12 protein-coding genes are annotated in these 19,374 nt (G+C 65.7%); 8 read left to right on the top strand and 4 right to left on the bottom strand.

The genetic code is table 11. The features are described 5' to 3' along the window. Positions 1 to 157: 157 nt before the first annotated feature. Both argA and argE read right to left on the bottom strand, forming a co-directional pair. Entirely contained in the window at positions 158 to 1,456 is a 1,299-nt protein-coding gene (gene argA / locus JFY56_RS19995) for an amino-acid N-acetyltransferase (protein WP_208315795.1), read from the bottom strand. Between the two features lie 116 nt (positions 1,457 to 1,572). Continuing rightward, positions 1,573 to 2,712: an acetylornithine deacetylase gene (argE, locus tag JFY56_RS19990; RefSeq protein ID WP_208315794.1), complete on the bottom strand. Its 1,140-nt coding sequence runs from the start codon at positions 2,710 to 2,712 to the stop codon at positions 1,573 to 1,575. Positions 2,713 to 3,387: 675 nt separating this feature from the next. Between argE and JFY56_RS19985 the strand changes: the two genes are divergently transcribed. The 8 genes from JFY56_RS19985 (at position 3,388) to JFY56_RS19950 (ending at position 16,921) form a co-directional block, all read left to right on the top strand. Next, the gene (locus JFY56_RS19985) at positions 3,388 to 6,204 is read left to right on the top strand and encodes a multicopper oxidase domain-containing protein (RefSeq protein ID WP_408004442.1); all 2,817 of its coding nucleotides are present in this window, start codon (positions 3,388 to 3,390) and stop codon (positions 6,202 to 6,204) included. A 78-nt stretch (positions 6,205 to 6,282) separates the two neighbouring features. Further along, on the top strand, positions 6,283 to 7,314 hold the full coding sequence (locus JFY56_RS19980; protein WP_236032899.1) for an SCO family protein: 1,032 nt from the start codon (positions 6,283 to 6,285) through the stop codon (positions 7,312 to 7,314). 714 nt (positions 7,315 to 8,028) lie between these two features. After that, positions 8,029 to 10,872, top strand: a complete 2,844-nt coding sequence (locus tag JFY56_RS19975) for a multicopper oxidase domain-containing protein (protein WP_408004441.1) — start codon at positions 8,029 to 8,031, stop codon at positions 10,870 to 10,872. Positions 10,873 to 10,979: 107 nt separating this feature from the next. Beyond that, complete coding sequence (locus JFY56_RS19970) at positions 10,980 to 11,981, top strand: SCO family protein (protein ID WP_208315792.1); 1,002 nt, start codon at positions 10,980 to 10,982, stop codon at positions 11,979 to 11,981. A 179-nt stretch (positions 11,982 to 12,160) separates the two neighbouring features. Further along, complete coding sequence (locus JFY56_RS19965) at positions 12,161 to 13,525, top strand: CYTH domain-containing protein (protein WP_208315791.1); 1,365 nt, start codon at positions 12,161 to 12,163, stop codon at positions 13,523 to 13,525. Positions 13,526 to 13,634: 109 nt separating this feature from the next. Then, positions 13,635 to 15,422 carry a GspE/PulE family protein gene (locus tag JFY56_RS19960; RefSeq protein WP_208315790.1) on the top strand — a complete coding sequence of 596 codons (1,788 nt, stop codon included), beginning with the start codon at positions 13,635 to 13,637 and terminating at the stop codon, positions 15,420 to 15,422. Positions 15,423 to 15,531: 109 nt separating this feature from the next. Beyond that, positions 15,532 to 16,470, top strand: coding sequence for an SPFH domain-containing protein (locus JFY56_RS19955; RefSeq protein ID WP_208315789.1), 939 nt, complete (start codon positions 15,532 to 15,534; stop codon positions 16,468 to 16,470). A 7-nt stretch (positions 16,471 to 16,477) separates the two neighbouring features. Then, positions 16,478 to 16,921 carry an NfeD family protein gene (locus tag JFY56_RS19950; RefSeq protein WP_208315788.1) on the top strand — a complete coding sequence of 148 codons (444 nt, stop codon included), beginning with the start codon at positions 16,478 to 16,480 and terminating at the stop codon, positions 16,919 to 16,921. 3 nt (positions 16,922 to 16,924) lie between these two features. On the opposite strand, the gene JFY56_RS19945 is transcribed toward JFY56_RS19950, so the two are convergent. After that, entirely contained in the window at positions 16,925 to 17,395 is a 471-nt protein-coding gene (locus tag JFY56_RS19945) for a YaiI/YqxD family protein (RefSeq protein WP_208315787.1), read from the bottom strand. 76 nt (positions 17,396 to 17,471) lie between these two features. Beyond that, positions 17,472 to 19,373, bottom strand: a complete 1,902-nt coding sequence (locus tag JFY56_RS19940) for a cytochrome c/FTR1 family iron permease (protein WP_208315786.1) — start codon at positions 19,371 to 19,373, stop codon at positions 17,472 to 17,474. Position 19,374: the final 1 nt, after the last annotated feature.

Here is a 19,374-nt window from a genome sequence, read left to right as displayed (position 1 = left end):
ACCGCAGGGGGCCTTGCGCCGGAGCTACCGTAGGAGCGGGCCATGCCCGCGAAGCTCTTGCGGGGCCGATGTTCGCGAGCAAGCTCGCTCCTACAAAAGTTCGTAGGATGGGTTGAGCGCAGCGATACCCATCGCCGGAGCACGTTGGCCCCGGCAATCAAAGTGCCTTCTCGAACACCTGCGAATTGCGCTGGTAGTTGTACAGCGACGCCCTTGCCGCCGGCAGGCGCTCGACGCTGCTTGGCTGGAAGCCGCGTTCACGGAACCAGTGGGCGGTGCGGGTGGTGAGGACGAACAGCGTCTTCAGCCCCTGCTCGCGGGCGCGCTCTTCGATGCGCTCCAGCAGTTCGTCGCCGCGGCCGCCCTGGCGGTATTCCGGATTCACCGCCAGGCACGCCAGCTCGCCGGAATCCGAATCGGCGATCTGGTAGAGCGCCGCGCAGGCGATGATCAGGCCATCGCGCTCGACGATGCTGAACTGGGTGATCTCCCGCTCCAGCACCTCGCGGGAGCGGCGCACCAGGATGCCCTGCTCTTCCAGCGGACGGATCAGTTCGATCAGGCCGCCGACATCCTCGATGGTCGCCTCGCGCAGTTGCTCGAACTGTTCCTGGGTCACCAGGGTGCCGCCGCCGTCGCGGGTGAACAGCTCGGTGAGCAACGAACCGTCTTCCACGTAGCTGACCATGTGGCTGCGCCGCACGCCGGCGCGGCAGGCCTGGGCGGCGGCGTCGAGCAGTTCGGCCTGGTAGTTGTTGCCGAGCCGCTGCAGATGCGGCGCCACCTGCTGCGGGCGCAGCTCGCGGACCAGCTTGCCCTGGGCGTCCAGCAGGCCGCGCTCGGCGCCGTAGAGGATCAGCTTTTCGGCGTCCAGGTCGATGGCCGCGCGCATCGCCACGTCCTCGCAGGCGAGGTTGAAGATTTCCCCGGTGGGCGAATAGCCAAGCGGCGACAGCAGCACGATGCTGCGCTCGTCGAGCAGGCGGTTGATGCCCTTGCGGTCGATGCGGCGGACTTCACCGGTGTGGTGGTAGTCGACGCCTTCGAGCACGCCGATCGGCCGCGCGGTGACCAGGTTGCCGGCGGCCACGCGCAGGCGCGCGCCCTGCATCGGCGAGGCGGCCATGTCCATCGACAGGCGCGCCTCGATGCCGATGCGCAGGCTGCCGACGGCATCGATCACGCATTCCAGGGTCGGCGTGTCGGTGACCCGCAGGCCACGGTGGAAGTGCGGAGTCAGCCCGCGCGAAGCCAGGCGCGCCTCGATCTGCGGGCGCGAACCGTGGACCAGCACCAGGCGCACGCCGAGGCTGTGCAGCAGCACCAGGTCGTGGACGATATTGCCGAAATTCGGGTGATCGACGCCCTCGCCGGGCAGCATCACCACGAAGGTGCAGTCCCGGTGGGAGTTGATGTAGGGGGACGCGTGACGTAACCAGTTGACGTAGTCGTGCATTACGCAAGAAGCCTGTGATCGGTGGACGTAAGACTGTCGTGGGGCCGCAGGGCGGCAGGCGGCGCGGTTATCGTCGTCGCATGTACATCGACAGGCTTCTCCTTTCGTAGTGCGGGTTACAGGCAGTAATGCTGGATCAACTTCCGCAACAGTTCCACGGTCGGCGGGATGCGCGCAAGTTCGAGGTGCTCGTCCGGCTGGTGGGCGCAGGCGATGTCGCCGGGGCCGAGCACCAGGGTCTCGCAGCCAAGTTGCTGAAGATACGGCGCTTCGGTGCCAAAGGCTACCGCTTCCGCCGAATGTCCGCTGAGGCGCTCGGCGAGCCTCACCAGCTCGGCATCCGCCGCCTGCTCGAACGGTGGCACGGCGGGGAACAGCGGCTGGTAGTCCAGCGCCACTTCGAAGCGCTCGGCGACCGGCAGCAGGCGCTCGCGGATCATCTGCCGCAGGGCCTCCGGCTGCATGCCCGGCAGCGGCCGCAGGTCGAACTCCAGGCTGCACTGGCCGCAGATGCGGTTGGGGTTGTCGCCGCCGTGGATGCAGCCGAGGTTGAGCGTCGGCTGCGGCACGCTGAACTGCGGATTGCGGTACTTCACCTGCCATTCCCCACGCAGGATGAGCAATTCCCCAATCGCGGCGTGCATGGCCTCCAGGGCGCTACGCCCCAAAGATGGGTCAGAGGAGTGGCCGCTTTTCCCCACTATTTCGATGCGCTCCATCATCACGCCCTTGTGCAGGCGGATCGGCCGCAGGTTGGTCGGCTCGCCGATCACCGCCGCGCGGCCCAGCGGCCGCCCCGCTTCGGCAAGGGCCCGCGCCCCGGCCATGGAGCTCTCCTCGTCGCAGGTGGCGAGGATCATCAGCGGTTGGCACAGCTGATGCAGAGGCATGCCTTGCAGAGCCTCGATCACCAGCGCGAAGAAGCCTTTCATGTCGCAGGTGCCGAGGCCGAACCAGCGGCCGTCGCGCTCGTCCAGACGCAGCGGATCGCTTTTCCACAGCGCCTCGTCATAAGGGACCGTATCCGTATGACCCGCCAGTACCAGGCCACCCGGGCCGGAGCCCAGGCTGGCGAGCAGATTGAACTTGCCCGGGGCGACTTCCTGAAGTTCGCAGCGGAAGCCCAGGTCGCCCAGCCAGCCGGCCAGCAGTTCGACCACCGGCCGGTTGGACTGGTCGAGCGCTGCCTGGGTACAGCTCACGGACGGGCTGGCAACCAGTGCGGCGAATCGTTCTTTCAGGGACGGCAATGGCATGGGCTTCTCCGGATTGCAGAGGCCCCATGATCACTCATTGATCCACGGCAAGAAACCGCGTCGCAGAAACGAGGGCGCGCCCCCAGCAAATAGCCACTTGCATTTGCCTGTCAATTATTTGTCGTAAACCTGCAATTTCGACAAATTCCATTCGGCAGCGCCGTGTTTTGTGCACCGCCCGTCGCCAATGCCCGTCTTAACGCCCAAATTGATAGCAATCGGCTATCAATTCCCGCCAAAGAATAGACAAATATTTGACTAATCCTGATTGCAAAATGCAACAAGATGCTTAAGAGTCAAATGGCAGTCACGAAAAATTACTTCGAAAGATTACAGAGGCATCGCCCTGGAACAGAGCTCCACAGAAATCAGTGCCTGGTGGTCGTGATGGGTCGCATGTGCCAGGTCGCCGAAACGTTGTGAACGTCAGGCGGCAGGGACCGGCGAAGTCGCATGGGAGTCGGCGCAGGAGCAGCAGATTCAAGGCAGTCCAGGGTTTCTTCCGGATCAGGAAGGTTTCCGCGGCATGGGGAATAACAATGGAGATGTCAGATGAACATGCGAAGAACCGGCAACGGTGAGGCTAGGGCAGACTTACCCGATTCATCCGCAAACGCAGTTGCCAGCAAACGCTCCAGAAGCCTGTTCAGGAAAGCCAATGCGGTGCCCGGCACCCTGCTGTTGCTGGGGCTGTCGGTGGCGGCGGCCGCCGCCTCGCTGGACTATTTCGGCGTCCCGCCGTCCTATGACCCGTCGCACTACAACGATCCGCCCAGCGATCCCCTCGCCTATCTGCTGACCGGCGTGGAGGAAGGCAACCACGGCTCGTTCGAGGAACCCGAGGGAACCGAGGGCGACCGCAAGACTCCGCTGAAGGAAAACGTCATCCCGGCCTCGGCACAGACTTCCTTCAAGATCCCCACCAACGGCCGGCCGAGCCCGCTGTTCGGCGCCAAGCCGTTCAGCCAGTCGATGCTGCTGTTCGAGGAGTTCGGACCGGAGCCCTTCGAGCACAACCCGGAACCCTATCCGGGCGGCTTCCCGCTGCCGGAGCCAGGCCCCGCGCCCGAGCAGGACTCGATAGTTTCCCGTAGCGGCCCGGATGGCAGCAAGCTGGACGCCTTCCTCAGCCACCCCGGGCTGTATCCGGTGCCCACCGAGTTCGCCAACGACACCGATCCCAACCCGTGGAGCGCGCCGGTCAGCGCCTTCCTCAAGCGCACCGTCGCCTCTCCCGCCGAAGGACGTCCGCCGGGACAGGGCTGGGCGCACCAGCGCTACAACGAGTTCTTCCCGCAGGGCGAGTTCAAGACCGTGCAGGCCGGCGCCCGGGTCAACAACGGCCCGCGCGACAGCTATCAGCTGCACGGCTACAAGCAACCCATCTCCGGCTACAGCGAGTTCGGCCCCGGCGGGCTGTACTACGCCACCTACTCCTTCGAGGGCGACAGCAAGGTCCCGGCATTCAAGGTCCAGGGCACGACCAGGGGCATCGGCGTGCGCTTCCACCCGGACATGCCGATCCAGGACCACAAGTCGGTGTGGACCTTCGACGGCACCATGCCGCCGAAACTGCTGATGGCCCGCTACGGCCAGCCGATCGTCATGCGCCACTACAACGCCCTGCCGATCGACCCGGCCGCCAACATGGGCTTCGGCCTGCACACCATCACCACCCACGAACACAACGGGCACAACCCGGCCGAGAGCGACGGTTTCGCCAACGCCTTCTTCTTCCCGGGGCAGTACTACGACTACCGCTGGCCACTGCAACTGGCCGGCTACGACAGCATCAACACCGACGCCTCGGACGACCATGCGGCCTTCCCCTGCGAGCCGGGCGAGACGCTGTACGTGAACGACAAGAACCCCGGCCTGAAGCAGTGCGAGAACGGCCGGATCAAGATCCGCGGCGACTGGCGCGAAACCATGAGCACCCACTGGTACCACGACCACATGCTCGATTTCACCGCGCAGAACGTCTACAAGGGCAACGCCGCGATGATGAACTACTACAGCGCCATCGACCGCGGCTACGAGGGGCCGCCGGCGCCGGGCGACGACAAGGACCCCAACCTGCGACTCCCCAGCGGCACGGCGCGCGCCTGGGGCAACCGCGACTACGACGTCAACCTGCTGATCGCGGACAAGGCCTGGGACAGGAACGGCCAACTGTGGTTCAACCCGTTCAATACCGACGGCTTCCTCGGCGACCAGATCCTCACCAACTGGACCTGGAAGCCGTACATGGATGTGCGCGCACGCAGCTATCGCTTCCGCATCCTCAACGGTTCGGTGTCGCGCTACATCAAGCTGGCGGTGGTGCGCGAAATCCAGGGCAAGGGCGGCGAGTTCAAGGGGCCGAACTCGAAAGTCACCTACGATCGCGTGCCGTTCCACATGATCGCCAACGACGGCAACATCATGGAACACGCCGTGCCGTTCGACGGCAGCATGGACCTCAATGGCGACGGCGACCTGAAGGACAACTTCGGCATCCTGCCGGTACAGGGCATCGCCGAACGCTACGACATCATCATCGACTTCTCGAAGAACGGCATCAAACCGGGCGACAAGATCTACTTCGTCAACCTCGAGGAGCATGACACCGGCAAGGGCACCAAGGAGGCCATCCCGCTGGATGAAGTGCTGTCCGAGGACTACAAAGCGGTCCTCAAGGACACCGACAAGCCGGACAAGACCAAGTGGGACAAGGGCGATCCGGGCGTCGGCATCTTCCTGCAACTCCGCGTGCAAGCCTACAGCGGCCAGGACCTGGCGATGAACCCGGCGGACTACGAGCCGGCCAAACCGGCCACCAAGGGCAAGGCCGCCAAGCCGGAAGGCAAGGTGATGATCCCGCTGAAGCTGAACCGCGACAACGCAGCCGACAAGGCACGTCTCGCCCAGGCCCGCCACCGCACCTTCATATTCGGTCGTTCCGATGGCACCGATGCGCAGCCGTGGACCATCAAGACCGACGGCGGCCTCGGCTTCGCCATGGACCCGCGGCGCATCTCGGCCGCAGCGCAACTGGCCAGCGGTCCGACCTCGGCGAACGATCCGACGACTCCCGGCACCCTGGAGATCTGGAAGATCGTCAACGGCGGCAACGGATGGGAACACCCGGTCCACGTGCACTTCGAGGAGGGCATCATCCTTACCCGGGGCGGCAAGAAGCCTCCGGTGTGGGAACAGGGCGCGCGCAAGGATGTGTATCGGGTAGGCGGCGGCGATCCCGACAGCGGCGACAACGTCGAGATGGCGATCAACTTCCGCGAGTTCGCCGGCACCTATGTCGAGCACTGCCACAACACCCAGCACGAGGACAACTCCATGCTGCTGCGCTGGGATATCGAGCATCCGGGGCAGTTCCAGCTGATGCCGACCCCGCTGCCGACCTGGGATGGCGTGACCTACGCGGCGTCCGCCGCCCTGCCGACCTACCACAGCGGCGACGGCAAGGGGCCGCAGGTACAGGCGAAGAACTGATCCATAGCTGAAGCAAGGGCACCGGGCCGTCCCCGCGAGGGGTACGGCCCGCGCGCCATAGGACAGGGAGCGCTAGCCATGCGAAACGGCACCCGGATGCTATATGCCTCGCTCGGCCTCGTACTGCTGCTGGCAGCCACGCTCGGCGGCTGGCGCTACTGGCGGAGCATCGACGCCGACAACACCAGCGCAGCGGCCGGCGCCTGGGATGGCGAGTATTTCCCCAACGTGCCACTGGTCGACCAGGACGGCCGGAAGGTCCGCTTCTTCGACGACCTGATCGAGGGCAAGGTGGTACTGGTCAACTTCATCTTCACCGGCTGCGGCGACTCCTGCCCACTGGAGACGGCACGCCTGCGCCAGGTACAGAAGCTGCTCGGCGAGCGCGTCGGCCAGGAGGTGTTCTTCTATTCGATCAGCATCGACCCGATCAACGACACGCCGGAAACCCTCAAGCACTACATGCAGAAATTCAACGTGGCGCCGGGCTGGCGGTTCCTCACCGGCAGCATCGACGACGTCAACCTACTGCGCGAGCGACTCGGCCTGATCGCCGCCAACGAAGACCCGGGCAAGCTGAGCGCCCACGCCCTGAGCGTGGTCATCGGCAACCAGAACACCAACCAGTGGATGAAGGTCTCGCCGTTCGAGAACCCCTACATCCTCGCCGACAAGCTGGGCAACAACCTGCAGAACTGGAAGAACGTCAACACCAGCGGCAACGACTACGCCAGCGCCCCGCAGATCCGCCCGCCATCCCCCGGCGAACAGCTGTTCCGCACGCGCTGCAACTCCTGCCACACCCTGGGCCCGGCCGAAGGCGGCCTGGCCGACATGCGCAACCTGGGCCCGGACCTGCTTGGCGTGACCCGCACCCGCGACCGCGCCTGGCTGAAGCGCTGGATCAGGGAGCCGGACCGCATGCTCGCCGAGAAGGACCCGCTGGCCATGCAGCTGTACGCCCGGTACGACAAGGTGGCTATGCCCAACCTGCTGCTGGGCGACGGCGATATCGAGGCGCTGCTGACCTACATGGAAGAGGAAACCCTGCGCCTGCAGCCGCAGGCCAGCCTTGCACCCAGAGCGGAGAAGGTCGGCACGGCCAATTGACCTCGCCCTGGCAGCGGGCCTCCCCGGCAATGGAGCGGCCCGCAAACCGCTCTGCCGCGCCCTTTCGGGCGCGAATGGAGCCGTGCAATTCGCTCAGACCGTTTCGTTCCGAGGGCCTTTTCGCCCCGCTGCGGCAAGGCATAGAAAACGCAGAAACGTCACATTGTTGACGGCATAAAGTGAGCGGCCATTTGCAGCGCCCCTTCCCAGCCGGCGAGCTAGAGCAATTCCCCGCATGCAAACCGCAATTCCATGACATTTTGATAGCACGATGCTATCAAAATGCATTCTTCAATTAACAGAATTTTGACTATGTCAGGTTGCAAAATGCACTGCGCAGATCGAAAGTCAAATCTCTGACACTCGGTAATTATGCCGGCATACCCATGAACACTGCACTTCCTTATAAGAACTACATATATCAATGCCTTGCATGCAGTAACAACGTTCGTCTGCACAAGCCGCCAATGCGCCGGCCCCAGCGGAGGGCTGGGGAATTCGGCGTGGGCGGGTACTGAAGGAGAGGAACCGGATCGAGGCAAACCAGCGTTATTCCAAAAGAAAGGAGGTGTTACGCGGGGGGAATAACAATGGAGATCTCCCATGAAAACGAATCGAGCCGGAAACGGCGGAGCCAGGGCAGACACAGCGAACACATCGACAAGCCATCCAAAAGACCGGAATTCATGGTCGAAGTACCGCAGACCGGGCGCGCTGCTCCTGCTGGGCGTGGCGGCAACCGTCGCGGCGATTCCCGGGGACTACTACGGGCCGCCGCCTCCGGGCGATCCATCGGCCTACACCGATCTACCGAAGGACGCCAAGGCATACCAGTTGCAAGGCGTAGCGCCCGCCAACACGGGAGCGTTCGAAAAGGCCGGCGGCGTAGCGGGCGATCGCACGACCCCGCAGGCGGAAAATGTCCTGCCACCCAAGGCACAACCCTCGTTCAAGATTCCCACCAACGGCAAGCCGAGCCCGCTGTTCGGCGCACAGCCGTTCACCCAGCAACTGCTGCTGTTCGAGGAGTTCGGGCCGGAGCCCTTCGAGCCCAACCCCAATCCCTATCCGGGCGGCTTCCCGGTGCCGAAACCGGGCCCGGCCCCGGAACAGGACCCGATCGTGGCCCGCAGCTCCCCCGCCGCCGCCGAAATCGATGCCTTCCTCGCGCAGTCCGGGCTGTACCCGCTGCCGAGCGAATACTCCAACGACCGCGACATGAACCCGTGGGCCCCGCAGATCAGCGCCTACCTCAAGCGCATGGTGCAGTCCCGCGCCGAAGGCCGCCCGCCGGGACGCGGCTGGGCGCACCAGCGCTACAACGAGTTCTACCCGCAGGGCCAGTTCAAGACAGTGCAGATGGGCGCGCGGGCCAATGGCGGCGTGCGTGACAGTTACCAGCTGCACCATTACCAACTGGGCGAGTTCGGCCCGGGCGGGCTGTATTACGCCAGCTACAGCTTCCAGGGCAGCACCAGGGTTCCGGCCTACAAGATCCTCGGCAGCACCAAAAGCATCGGCGTGCGCTTCCACCCGGACATGCCGCTGCAGAACCACAAGTCGGTGTGGACCTTCGACGGCACCTTCCCGCCGAAACTGCTGATGGTGCGCTACGGCCAGCCGATCGTGATGCGCCACTACAACGCCCTGCCGATCGACCCGGCGGCCAATGCAGGCTTCGGCATCCACACCATCTCCACCCACGAGCACAACGGCCACAGCCCGGCGGAGAGCGACGGCTTCACCAATGCCTTCTTCTTCCCGGGGCAGTACTACGACTATCGCTGGCCGCTGCAACTGGCCGGCTACGACAGCATCAACACCGATGCTTCCGACCCGCGCGCCGCCTTCCCCTGCGAGCCTGGCGAGACGCTGTACGTGAACGACAAGCAGCCCGGCCTCAAGCAGTGCATGAACGGGCGCATCAACATCCGCGGCGACTGGCGCGAAACCATGAGCACCCACTGGTATCACGACCACATGCTCGATTTCACCGCGCAGAACGTCTACAAGGGCAACGCCGCGATGATGAACTACTACAGCGCCATCGACCGCGGCAACGAGGCAGTCGACGACGGCATCAACCTGCGCCTGCCGAGCGGCACGGCGCGTGGCTGGGGTAACCGCGACTACGACGTCAACCTGCTGATGGCGGACAAGGCCTGGGATAAGAACGGCCAGCTGTGGTTCAACCCGTTCAACAACGACGGCTTCCTCGGCGACCAGTTGCTGGTCAACTGGCTGTACAAGCCGTACCTGGACGTACGCGCGCGCAGCTACCGCTTCCGCATCCTCAACGGCTCGGTCTCCCGTTACTGCAAACTGGCCATCGTGCGCGAGGTGCAGGGCAGCGGCGGCGAGTTCAAGGGCGCGAGTTCCAAGGTGTCCTACGAACGGGTGCCGTTCCACATGATCGCCAACGACGGCAACATCATGGAGCACGCCGTCCCCTTCGACGGCAGCATGGACCTCAACGGCAACGGCGACCTCAAGGACAACTTCGGCATCCTGCCGACGCAGGGCATCGCCGAGCGCTTCGACATCATCATCGACTTCGCCAGGCACGGCATCCAGCCGGGCGACCGGATCTACTTCGTCAACCTGATGGAGCATGACACCGGCAAGGGCACCAAGGAGGTAATCCCGCTGGCCGACGTGCTGTCCGGCAAATACAAGCCGGTGATCAAGGACGCCGACAAGCCGGACAAGGCCAAGTGGGACAAGGGCGACCCGGGCGTCGGCATGTTCCTGCAACTGCGCGTGCAGCCCTACGGCGGCCAGGACCTGGCGATGAATCCGGCGGACTATGAGCCGGCCAAACCGGCCATCAAGGGGCAACCGGCCAAGCCGGCGGGCCTGAAGATGATCCCGCTGCCGCTGGACCGCGACAGCCCGGCGGACAAGGCGCTGCTCGCCCAGGCCCGCCACCGCACCTTCATCTTCGGCCGTTCCGATGGCACCGACGAACAGCCGTGGACGATCAAGGTCGATGGCGGCAACGGCTTCCCGATGGACCCGCGGCGCATCTCGGCGGCAATGCAGCTGGCCAGCGGCCCGACCTCGGCGAACGACCCGACGACTCCCGGCACCCTGGAAATCTGGAAGATCGAGAACGGCGGCAACGGCTGGGAACACCCGGTGCACGTACACTTCGAGGAAGGGGTGATCCTCAGCCGCGACGGCAAGAAGCCTCCGGTGTGGGAGCAATGGGCGCGCAAGGACGTGTACCGGATCGGCGGCGATTTCGACAGCAGCGAGAACGTCGAGGTCGCCATCCGCTTCCGCGAATTCGCCGGCACCTACATGGAGCACTGCCACAATACGCAGCATGAGGACACCTCGATGCTGCTGCGCTGGGACGTGGAGTATCCGGGACAGGTGCAGGTGATGCCGACGCCGCTGCCGACCTGGGACGGCGTGACCTACGCGCCGTCCGTGGCCCTGCCGACCTACCGCACGGGCGATGGCAAGGGGCAGAAGGGTGGCAGCAACAGCGGTAGTGGAAGCAGTGGTAGCGGTAGCAGTGGAAGTGGCGGCGGTAGCGGGCGTCGAGGATAACGGCGCGCTATCGAACGGCCGTTCATGAGTTGCCGTGGCGGATGGCAGCATCTGCCGCGGCGACGCGGTTTGCGGCGAAACGTCAACAGACCCCAGGAGCCGTAACGATGGAAAAGGGCAAGCGGTCGATCTACCTGTCTCTTGGCGTTGCGCTCATCCTCCTGCTCGCCGTCGGCGGCTGGCAGCTCTGGCGGAGCACCGACGGCAAGACCCGCGATGCGGAGGGTTCCTGGGGCAGCGAGTATTTCCCCAACGTGCCGCTGGTCGATCAGGACGGCCGGAAGGTCAGGTTCTTCGACGATCTGATCAGGGGCAAGGTGGTGCTGGTCAACTTCATCTTCACCGGCTGCGGCGATTCCTGCCCGCTGGAGACCGCACGCCTGCGCCAGGTGCAGAAGCTGCTCGGCGACCGGGTCGGCACGGAAATCTTCTTCTACTCCATCAGCATCGACCCGATCAGCGACACGCCCGAAGTGCTCAAGCGCTTCGCCGGGAAATTCAACGTCGGACCCGGCTGGCAGTTCCTCACCGGCGACATCGAGCAGATCACCCTGCTGCGCGAACGGCTCGGCCTGCTGATGCCCAACGAAGACCCGGGCAAGCTCAGCGCCCACACCCTGAGCGTGGTCATCGGCAACCAGAACACCAACCAGTGGATGAAGGTCTCGCCGTTCGAGAATCCCTACATCCTCGCCGACAAGCTGGGCAACACCCTGCAGAACTGGAAGCACAGCAACCCCGCCGGCAACGACTACGCCAGCGCCCCGCAGATCCGTCCGCCGTCCGCTGGCGAGCAGCTGTACCGCACGCGCTGCAGCTCCTGCCACACCCTCGGCCCGGTCGACGGCGCCCTCGCCGACATGCGCGGCATCGGCCCGGACCTGCTCGGCGTCACCCGCGCCCGCGACCACGCCTGGCTGAAGCGCTGGATCAAGGAGCCGGACGTCATGCTGGCCGAAAAGGACCCGCTGGCCGTGCAGCTGTACGAGCAGTACAACAGGGTGGAAATGCCCAACCTGCGCCTGAACGACGGCGACATCGAGGCGCTGCTGACCTACATGGAAGAGGAAACCCGGCGCATCCAGCCCCAGGCCAGCGCCGCGCAGTAGGCAAGGTACCCAGGCAAGGCTACAAACCGCCACGCCGTAGCCATCCCCGTTGTCCTGTACACTACGCCTCCCCGGCGAATCGCCACGCGGCACCGGCGCGCCAGGCCCTGCGCCCCGCCACAGCCCATCTACGCTATTCCCATCCCGGGGCGACAATCGCCCCCAGCCCGGACCCTGCCATGCTGAAAGAAACCGAAATCAAACTGCGCGTCAGCCGCGAGACCCTCGCCGCCCTACGCGACCATCCGCTGCTGAAGAAGCGCAACAAGTCCGGCTGGGAACGCCGCGAGCTGTACAACCAGTACTACGACACCGCCGACCGCGACCTGGCCCGCGCCCGGGTCGCGCTGCGCGTGCGCCGCGACGGCGAGCAGTACATCCAGACCCTGAAGACCACCGGCCACAGCGTCGCCGGCCTGTCCGAACGCAACGAGTGGAACTGGAACCAGGACAAGTCGAAGCTCGACCTGAAGAAGCTCGACGACCAGTGCTGGCCCGCCGCGCTGGCCGACCTGGACAAGAAGCAGCTGAAGCCGATCTTCACCACCGATTTCGTCCGCGAGAAGGCCGAGATCGCCTGGGGCCGCGGCAAGGCCAAGGTGGTCGTGGAAGCCGCCCTCGACCTCGGCGCGGTGGTGGCCGGCAAGCAGCAGGAGGAAATCTGCGAACTGGAGCTGGAACTGCGCCAGGGCGAACCGGAAGCCCTGCTGGAACTGGCTGCCGAACTGGCCGCCGACCTGCCGCTGATGCCCTGCGATATCAGCAAGGCCGAGCGCGGCTACCGGCTGTTCGACCCGGCCAGCTACGACGTCTATCCACAAGGCCAGAAGCTGCTGGCGGAAACCCCGCTGGACGGCGCCTTCGCCGCCATCGCCTGGCTGCTGCTGGGCAACAGCCAGCGCCTCGCCGAACAGTACCGCTTCAACGGCCACTGGCGCCTGTTGCAGGAATGGCTGCAGCAATTGATCGACCTGCGCGCCCTCCTCGGCAGCCTCGGCCAGGCCGTGCCGCGCGCCAGCAGCCGCGAACTGCGCGAGCGGCTCGACGCGCTGGTCGCCGACTGGAAACCGCGCGTGGATCAGGGCGAAAGCGACGACGCCACCCGCCAGCAGGCACCGGAAGCCTTCCGCGCGGAACTGGCCGGCACCCGCTGGGGCCAGTTCTCCCTCGCCGCCTCGCGCTGGCTGCTGGGCAAGGCGTGGATCGCCGCGCGCAACGAAAAAGGCAACCGCCAGGGCGCCGCGGCGCTCGGCAAGTGGCTGCAGCGCAGCCTCGCCGAAGAAGCCCAGGCCATGCCGCTGGAACGCGCCCAGCACCAGCCGGAAGTGCTCGGCGACCAGCCGGTGCGCCTGCAGCGCATGCTGGTCTGGCTGCGCCAGGCGCGCCACGTGCTGGACCTGCCGGAAACCGACCGCCTCTACGGCGAGCTGGCCAAGCTGCAGGAAGCCATCGCCCGCCCGCACAGCGAGGAGAATCTGGCCGCCCTCGCCGCCCAGGCACATACTGTGCTGACTCTCAAGCCGTGGAAGGCGCTTTTGAAATAAGCTGCAGGCCGAAGGGTGGAAAACCGCGAAGCGTTTTCCCCCCCTGACCTGGCGGTGGACAAGCAAAGCGCCCGTTCTGCAGCCAGCAGCCAGACCATAGGGAGCCTGAATGCCTTATTCCACCGCCTCACCGGTCAAGGACCGCTGGCTGGACCTCGCCGAAATCCTCCACGAACTGGTCAGCAAGGACCGCATCAGCCAGAACGACGCGGAACAGTGCCTGGCGATCCGTCGCAGCGCGGTGAACAACCAGCAGCATCCCCTGGAATTCCTGGCTGCGCAGCAGGTGGAAGACCGCCAGCGCCCCGGCCGCACTCTCGACATCGACGCCCTGGTGCACTGGCTGGCGGACTACTCCGGGCAGCCCTACCTGCGCATCGACCCGCTGAAGATCGACGTCGCCGCGGTCACTCCGCTGATGTCCTACGCCTTCACCCAGCGCCACAAGATCCTCGCCGTCGAGGTCTCCCCGGACCACGTGACCATCGCCAGCGCGCAGCCCTTCGTGCACAGCTGGGAAAGCAACCTGATCCATGTGCTGAAGCGCCCGATCAAGCGCGTGGTGGCCAACCCGGTGGACATCCAGCGCTTCACCGTGGAGTTCTACCGGCTGGCCAAGTCGGTCAGCGGCGCCAGCAACAACGAGCAGAAGATCAGCGGCGTCGGCAACTTCGAGCAGTTGCTCAACCTCGGCGCCCAGGACCAGGAACCGGATGCCAACGACGCGCACATCGTCACCATCGTCGACTGGCTGTTCCAGTACGCCTTCCAGCAGCGCGCCAGCGATATCCACATCGAGCCGCGCCGCGAGCAGGGCACCGTGCGCTTCCGCATCGACGGCGTGCTGCATAACGTCTACCAGTTCCCGCCGCAGGTGAGCATGGCGGTGGTCAGCCGCCTGAAGTCGCTCGGGCGGATGAACGTGGCGGAGAAACGCAAGCCGCAGGACGGCCGGGTGAAGACCAAGACCCCGGACGGCACCGAGGTGGAACTGCGCCTGTCGACCCTGCCCACGGCATTCGGCGAGAAGATGGTGATGCGGATCTTCGACCCGGAAGTGCTGCTCAAGAGCTTCGACCAGCTCGGCTTCTCGGCGGACGACCTGCGCCGCTGGCAGAGCATGACCAGCCAGCCCAACGGCATCATCCTGGTCACCGGCCCGACCGGCTCGGGCAAGACCACCACCCTCTACACCACGCTCAAGCAGCTGGCGACCCAGGAGGTGAACGTCTGCACCATCGAAGACCCGATCGAGATGATCGAGCCGGCCTTCAACCAGATGCAGGTGCAGCACAACATCGACCTGACCTTCGCCAGCGGCGTGCGCGCCCTGCTGCGGCAGGACCCGGACATCATCATGATCGGCGAGATCCGCGATCTGGAAACCGCCGAGATGGCGATCCAGGCGGCGCTCACCGGCCACCTGGTGCTCTCCACCCTGCACACCAACGACTCGCCGACCGCCATCGCCCGCCTGCTCGAACTCGGCGTGCCGTACTACCTGATCCGTGCCACCGTGCTCGGCGTCATGGCCCAGCGCCTGGTGCGCACCCTCTGCCCGCACTGCAAGGCGCCGATGCAGCTGGACGAAACCGACTGGCAGGAGCTCACCCGCCCGTGGAACGCCCCGCTGCCCACCACCGCGAACAAGGCGGTCGGCTGCTTGGAGTGCCGCGACACCGGCTATCGCGGCCGTGCCGGGGTCTACGAGATAATGCTGCTGAGCGACAGCCTGAAGCAGCTGATCACCCCCGACACCGACCTCATCGCCCTGCGCCGCCAGGCCTACAAGGAAGGCATGCGCAGCCTGCGACTGTCCGGCGCACAGAAGGTCGCCGCCGGGTTGAGTACCATCGAGGAAGTCCTGCGGGTGACGCCGTACAGCGAGCAGAAATAATTGTGCTGCGTGTGCAGGAGCCAGGGGGCGCCCAGCCCTTGCTGGCGATGATTTTTCCGCGCCCGCGAGGCGCGCTACAGGATGTACCTATCCAATCAAGGAGTGTTTCATGGAAGTTGGCAGTGTCGTTCTGGTCTTCGTGATATTCGCCCTGGCGATCGTGCTCATGGGCTTCAAGGCGGTTCCGCAGGGGCACGAATGGACCGTGGAGCGTTTCGGTCGCTACACCAACACCCTCAAGCCCGGGCTGAACATCATCGTTCCGGTGATGGACCGCATCGGCCAGAAGATCAACATGATGGAGCGCGTGCTGGACATCCCGCCGCAGGAGGCGATCAGCGCCGACAACGCCATCGTGCAGATCGACGCGGTGTGCTTCTACCAGGTGGTCGATGCGGCGCGCGCAGCCTATGAGGTGAGCGGACTGGAAAACGCCATCCGCAACCTGGTGATGACCAACATCCGTACCGTGCTCGGCTCGATGGAGCTGGACCACATGCTCAGCCAGCGCGATGCGATCAACGAGCGCCTGCTGCGCACCGTGGACGAGGCGACCGCGCCCTGGGGCCTGAAGGTCACCCGCATCGAGATCAAGGACATCAGCCCGCCGGCCGACCTGGTCGAAGCGATGGCCAGCCAGATGAAGGCCGAGCGCCTCAAGCGCGCGCAGATTCTCGAAGCCGAAGGCAAGCGCGCGGCGGAAATCCTCACTGCCGAAGGCGAGAAGCAGGCGCAGATCCTCAAGGCCGAGGGCCTGCGCCAATCCGCCTTCCTCGAATCCGAGGCCCGCGAACGCCAGGCCGAGGCCGAAGCCCGTGCGACCCAGGTGGTATCCGAGGCCATCGCCAGCGGCAACGTGCAGGCGGTGAATTACTTCGTCGCGCAGAAATACATCGATGCTCTCGGGCGCCTGGCCAGTTCGAACAACAGCAAGATCGTGCTGATGCCGCTGGAGGCGAGCCAGGTGATCGGCGCAGTCGGCGGTATCGGCGAAATCGTCAAGGCCACGTTCGGCGAGACCGCCATCGGCAACAAGGCGCGGGGCTGAGGACGCTATGTGGGATTACCTGCAGCACCTGACCTATTGGGACTGGCTGGCCTTCGGCACCGCGCTGCTGGTACTGGAAATCTTCGGTGCCGGGGGCTACCTGCTGTGGATCGGCATAGCAGCCCTGGCGGTCGCCGCGACCTGCTTCGTCGTGCCGGTGCCCTGGGAGCTGCAATACCTGCTGTTCGGCGTGCTGGCGATCCTCACCGCGGTGTTCTGGTGGCGCTATCAGCGTGCTGCGGGGCGCGAGCCACAAGGCCCGGGTCTGAACCGCCGCGGCAGCGAACTGATCGGCCGACAGTTCGCCCTGCATGACGCCATCGTCGGCGGGCGCGGCAAGATCCGCGTCGCGGACTCGCTCTGGCTGGTCAGCGGTCCCGATCTGCCGGCCGGAACCCTGGTGCGGGTCAGCGGGCAGGATGGCGCGCTGCTGCTCGTCGAGAAGGCCTGACGCTCAGGCGTTGCGCTGCGCTTCCTCGCGCATCAGCCGGGTCAGCAGGCGGTCCAGCGAATTGGCGAACGCCTGCTTGTCCTTGTCGCCATAGGGCGCCTGGCCGCCGCCCATCTGGCCCTGGTCGCGCAGGTCGGTGAGCAGGTTGCGCAGCGCCAGGCGCTCGCCCATGTTCTTCGCATCGAACTCGCGGCCGCGCGGGTCCAGCGCATCGATGCCCTTCTTCACCAGGCGGTCGGCCAGCGGCACGTCGCTGCAGATCACCAGGTCGCCGGGCTCGGCCTGCTCGACCAGATAGTCGTCGGCCGCGTCCATCCCGCTCTCCACCACGATCAGCCGCACGCAGGCGAAAGGCGGCTTGACCTGCGGCTGCCCCGCGACCATCAGCACCTCCAGCTTGCGCTTGAGGGCGAACTTGGCGACCAGTTCCTTCGCCGCACGCGGACAGGCGTCGGCATCGATCCAGATACGCATGAAAAAGCATTCCTCGAAAAGCACGACGGCCAGTATCGCACTGGCCGTCGTGAACTGCTCATGAACACTGGCGCCGTCAGGATGCCGTGCCGGCCTCCACGCGGCGGCGTTCGGCGATCCGGCTGCGGCCGTAGAGGACCGCGATCGCCAGCAGGGCCGCCGCCTGCGCCGACAGCGAATAGGCGTCGGCCTTGATGCCGAGCCAGTCGAAGTCGAAGAACGGCACCGGGCGCGTACCGATCACGCCGGCTTCCTGCAGCGCCACCACGCCGTGGCCGGCGAACACCACCGACAGCGCGCAGAGCAGTGCGGCGTTGATGCTGAAGAACAGTCCCAGCGGCAGCTTCACCGAGCCGCGCAGGATCACCCATGCCAGACCGATCAGCAGCACCACCGCGCTGGCCGCGCCGGCGATCACCGCACTGTGGCCAGCCGGGCCGGCCTGCAGCCAGAGGGTTTCGTAGAACAGGATGACTTCGAACAGCTCGCGGTACACCGAGAAGAACGCCAGCACGGCGAAGCCGAAACGTCCGCCGCCGCCGACCAGGCTGCTGCGGATGTAGTCCTGCCAGGCCGCGGCATGGCGGCGGTCGTGCATCCATACGCCGAGCCAGAGCACCATCACGCAGGCGAACAGCGAGGTGAAGCCCTCCATCAGCTCGCGCTGGGCGCCGCCGATGTCGATCACGTAGGCCGCCAGCGCCCAGGTGGCGAAGCCGGCGACGAAGGCCAGGCCCCAGCCGACGTGTACGCCGCGCACTGCGCTTTCCTGGCCGGTCTTGCGCAGGAAGGCGAGGATCGCGGCGAGCACCAGGATCGCCTCCACGCCTTCGCGCAGCAGGATCAGCAGCGCCGAGAAGAAGCTGATGGATTCGCTCAGCGCGTCGCCGCTCAGCGCCTTGGCCGCGTCCGCCAGTTTCGCCTTGGCCAGCTCCAGTTGCTGCGCCGCCTGCGCTTCCGGCAGGCCATCGCGCAGTGCCTGGCGGTAGGCCATAAGCTGCTTCTCGGTGGACTTGCGCAGGTCGGCATCGACGTTGTCGAGGGAGCTTTCCACCAGCTCGAAGCCTTCCAGGTAGGCTGCCACGGACAGGTCGTAGGCCTGGTCGTGGTCGCCCGAACGGTAGACGGCGAAGCTCTTGTCCAGGGTCGCGGCGGTGTAGTCGATCAGTTGCGCCGGACCGCGTTGCTCCAGCGGCGGATGGGCACGCAGGGCGCGGAAGCTTTCGGCCGCGGCGTCACCATCGCGCTCGGCGACTTCCGCCGGCGTCTGGGTCGATAGCGTGGCCAGCGGGTAGGTATGCGCCGTGTCGGCCTTGGCCTCGCCGACGCTCAGGCTGGCGATGTAGGCGGCCATGTCCCAGCGCTGACGCTCGTCGAGCTGGTCGGCGAAGGCCGGCATGTCGGTGCCGGAAACGCCCAGCATGACCACGTTGCGCAGGTCGTAGAGGCTCAACTGATCGAGGCGCGCGCGGTCGGTGAGATTGGCCGGCGGCGGCTCCAGGCCGATGCCGGCCGGGCCGTCGCCCTTGCCGGCGTCGCCGTGGCAGATCGCGCACTGCTGCGCGAAGATCGGCGCGGCGCGGGTCGGGTCGGGAGTGATCGAGGGCGTCTGCACCACCTGGTAGACGTCGGCGATGCGGGCCTCCAGATGGCGGGCCTGATGGGCGACCGCTTTCCCGGGCTGGCGCTGCTCGATGGCCTGGCGCAGCTCGGCGCCGGATTTCTCCAGTTCGGCGCGTTCGGCACGGGCCGGCAGGGCAAGGATCAGTGCCTGCAGGTTGCCGGCGAATTCCAGTTGTTCCTTGTACTCGGCCGGATCGACTACCCGGCCGTCCGCCACGGTCGACGGGTAGTCGGCAGCGAGATAGCTGAGCAGGTGCAGGGTTTGGGAGGGGTCGACAACCGTGTCGGCAAGAGCTCCGAGGCTGAAAATACCGACAAGGGGCAACAGCCAGACGAGAAGTTTGGAGGGGCGCATA

The sequence above is a fragment of the Pseudomonas schmalbachii genome (assembly GCF_017589465.1).
Lineage (GTDB): Bacteria > Pseudomonadota > Gammaproteobacteria > Pseudomonadales > Pseudomonadaceae > Pseudomonas > Pseudomonas schmalbachii.
Note: the sequence above shows the minus strand (reverse complement) of the source record. Positions and strands in the feature narration are given on the sequence as shown.

Excerpts from the sequence above, each read along its gene's own strand:
- JFY56_RS19980 (WP_236032899.1), top strand. The coding sequence starts at position 6,283 with ATGCGAAACGGCACCCGGATGCTATATGCCTCGCTCGGCCTCGTACTG.
- argA (WP_208315795.1), bottom strand. The coding sequence starts at position 1,456 with ATGCACGACTACGTCAACTGGTTACGTCACGCGTCCCCCTACATCAAC.
- JFY56_RS19950 (WP_208315788.1), top strand. The coding sequence starts at position 16,478 with ATGTGGGATTACCTGCAGCACCTGACCTATTGGGACTGGCTGGCCTTC.
- JFY56_RS19955 (WP_208315789.1), top strand. The coding sequence starts at position 15,532 with ATGGAAGTTGGCAGTGTCGTTCTGGTCTTCGTGATATTCGCCCTGGCG.
- JFY56_RS19965 (WP_208315791.1), top strand. The coding sequence starts at position 12,161 with ATGCTGAAAGAAACCGAAATCAAACTGCGCGTCAGCCGCGAGACCCTC.
- JFY56_RS19970 (WP_208315792.1), top strand. The coding sequence starts at position 10,980 with ATGGAAAAGGGCAAGCGGTCGATCTACCTGTCTCTTGGCGTTGCGCTC.
- JFY56_RS19960 (WP_208315790.1), top strand. The coding sequence starts at position 13,635 with ATGCCTTATTCCACCGCCTCACCGGTCAAGGACCGCTGGCTGGACCTC.
- JFY56_RS19940 (WP_208315786.1), bottom strand. The coding sequence starts at position 19,373 with ATGCGCCCCTCCAAACTTCTCGTCTGGCTGTTGCCCCTTGTCGGTATT.
- JFY56_RS19945 (WP_208315787.1), bottom strand. The coding sequence starts at position 17,395 with ATGCGTATCTGGATCGATGCCGACGCCTGTCCGCGTGCGGCGAAGGAA.
- argE (WP_208315794.1), bottom strand. The coding sequence starts at position 2,712 with ATGCCATTGCCGTCCCTGAAAGAACGATTCGCCGCACTGGTTGCCAGC.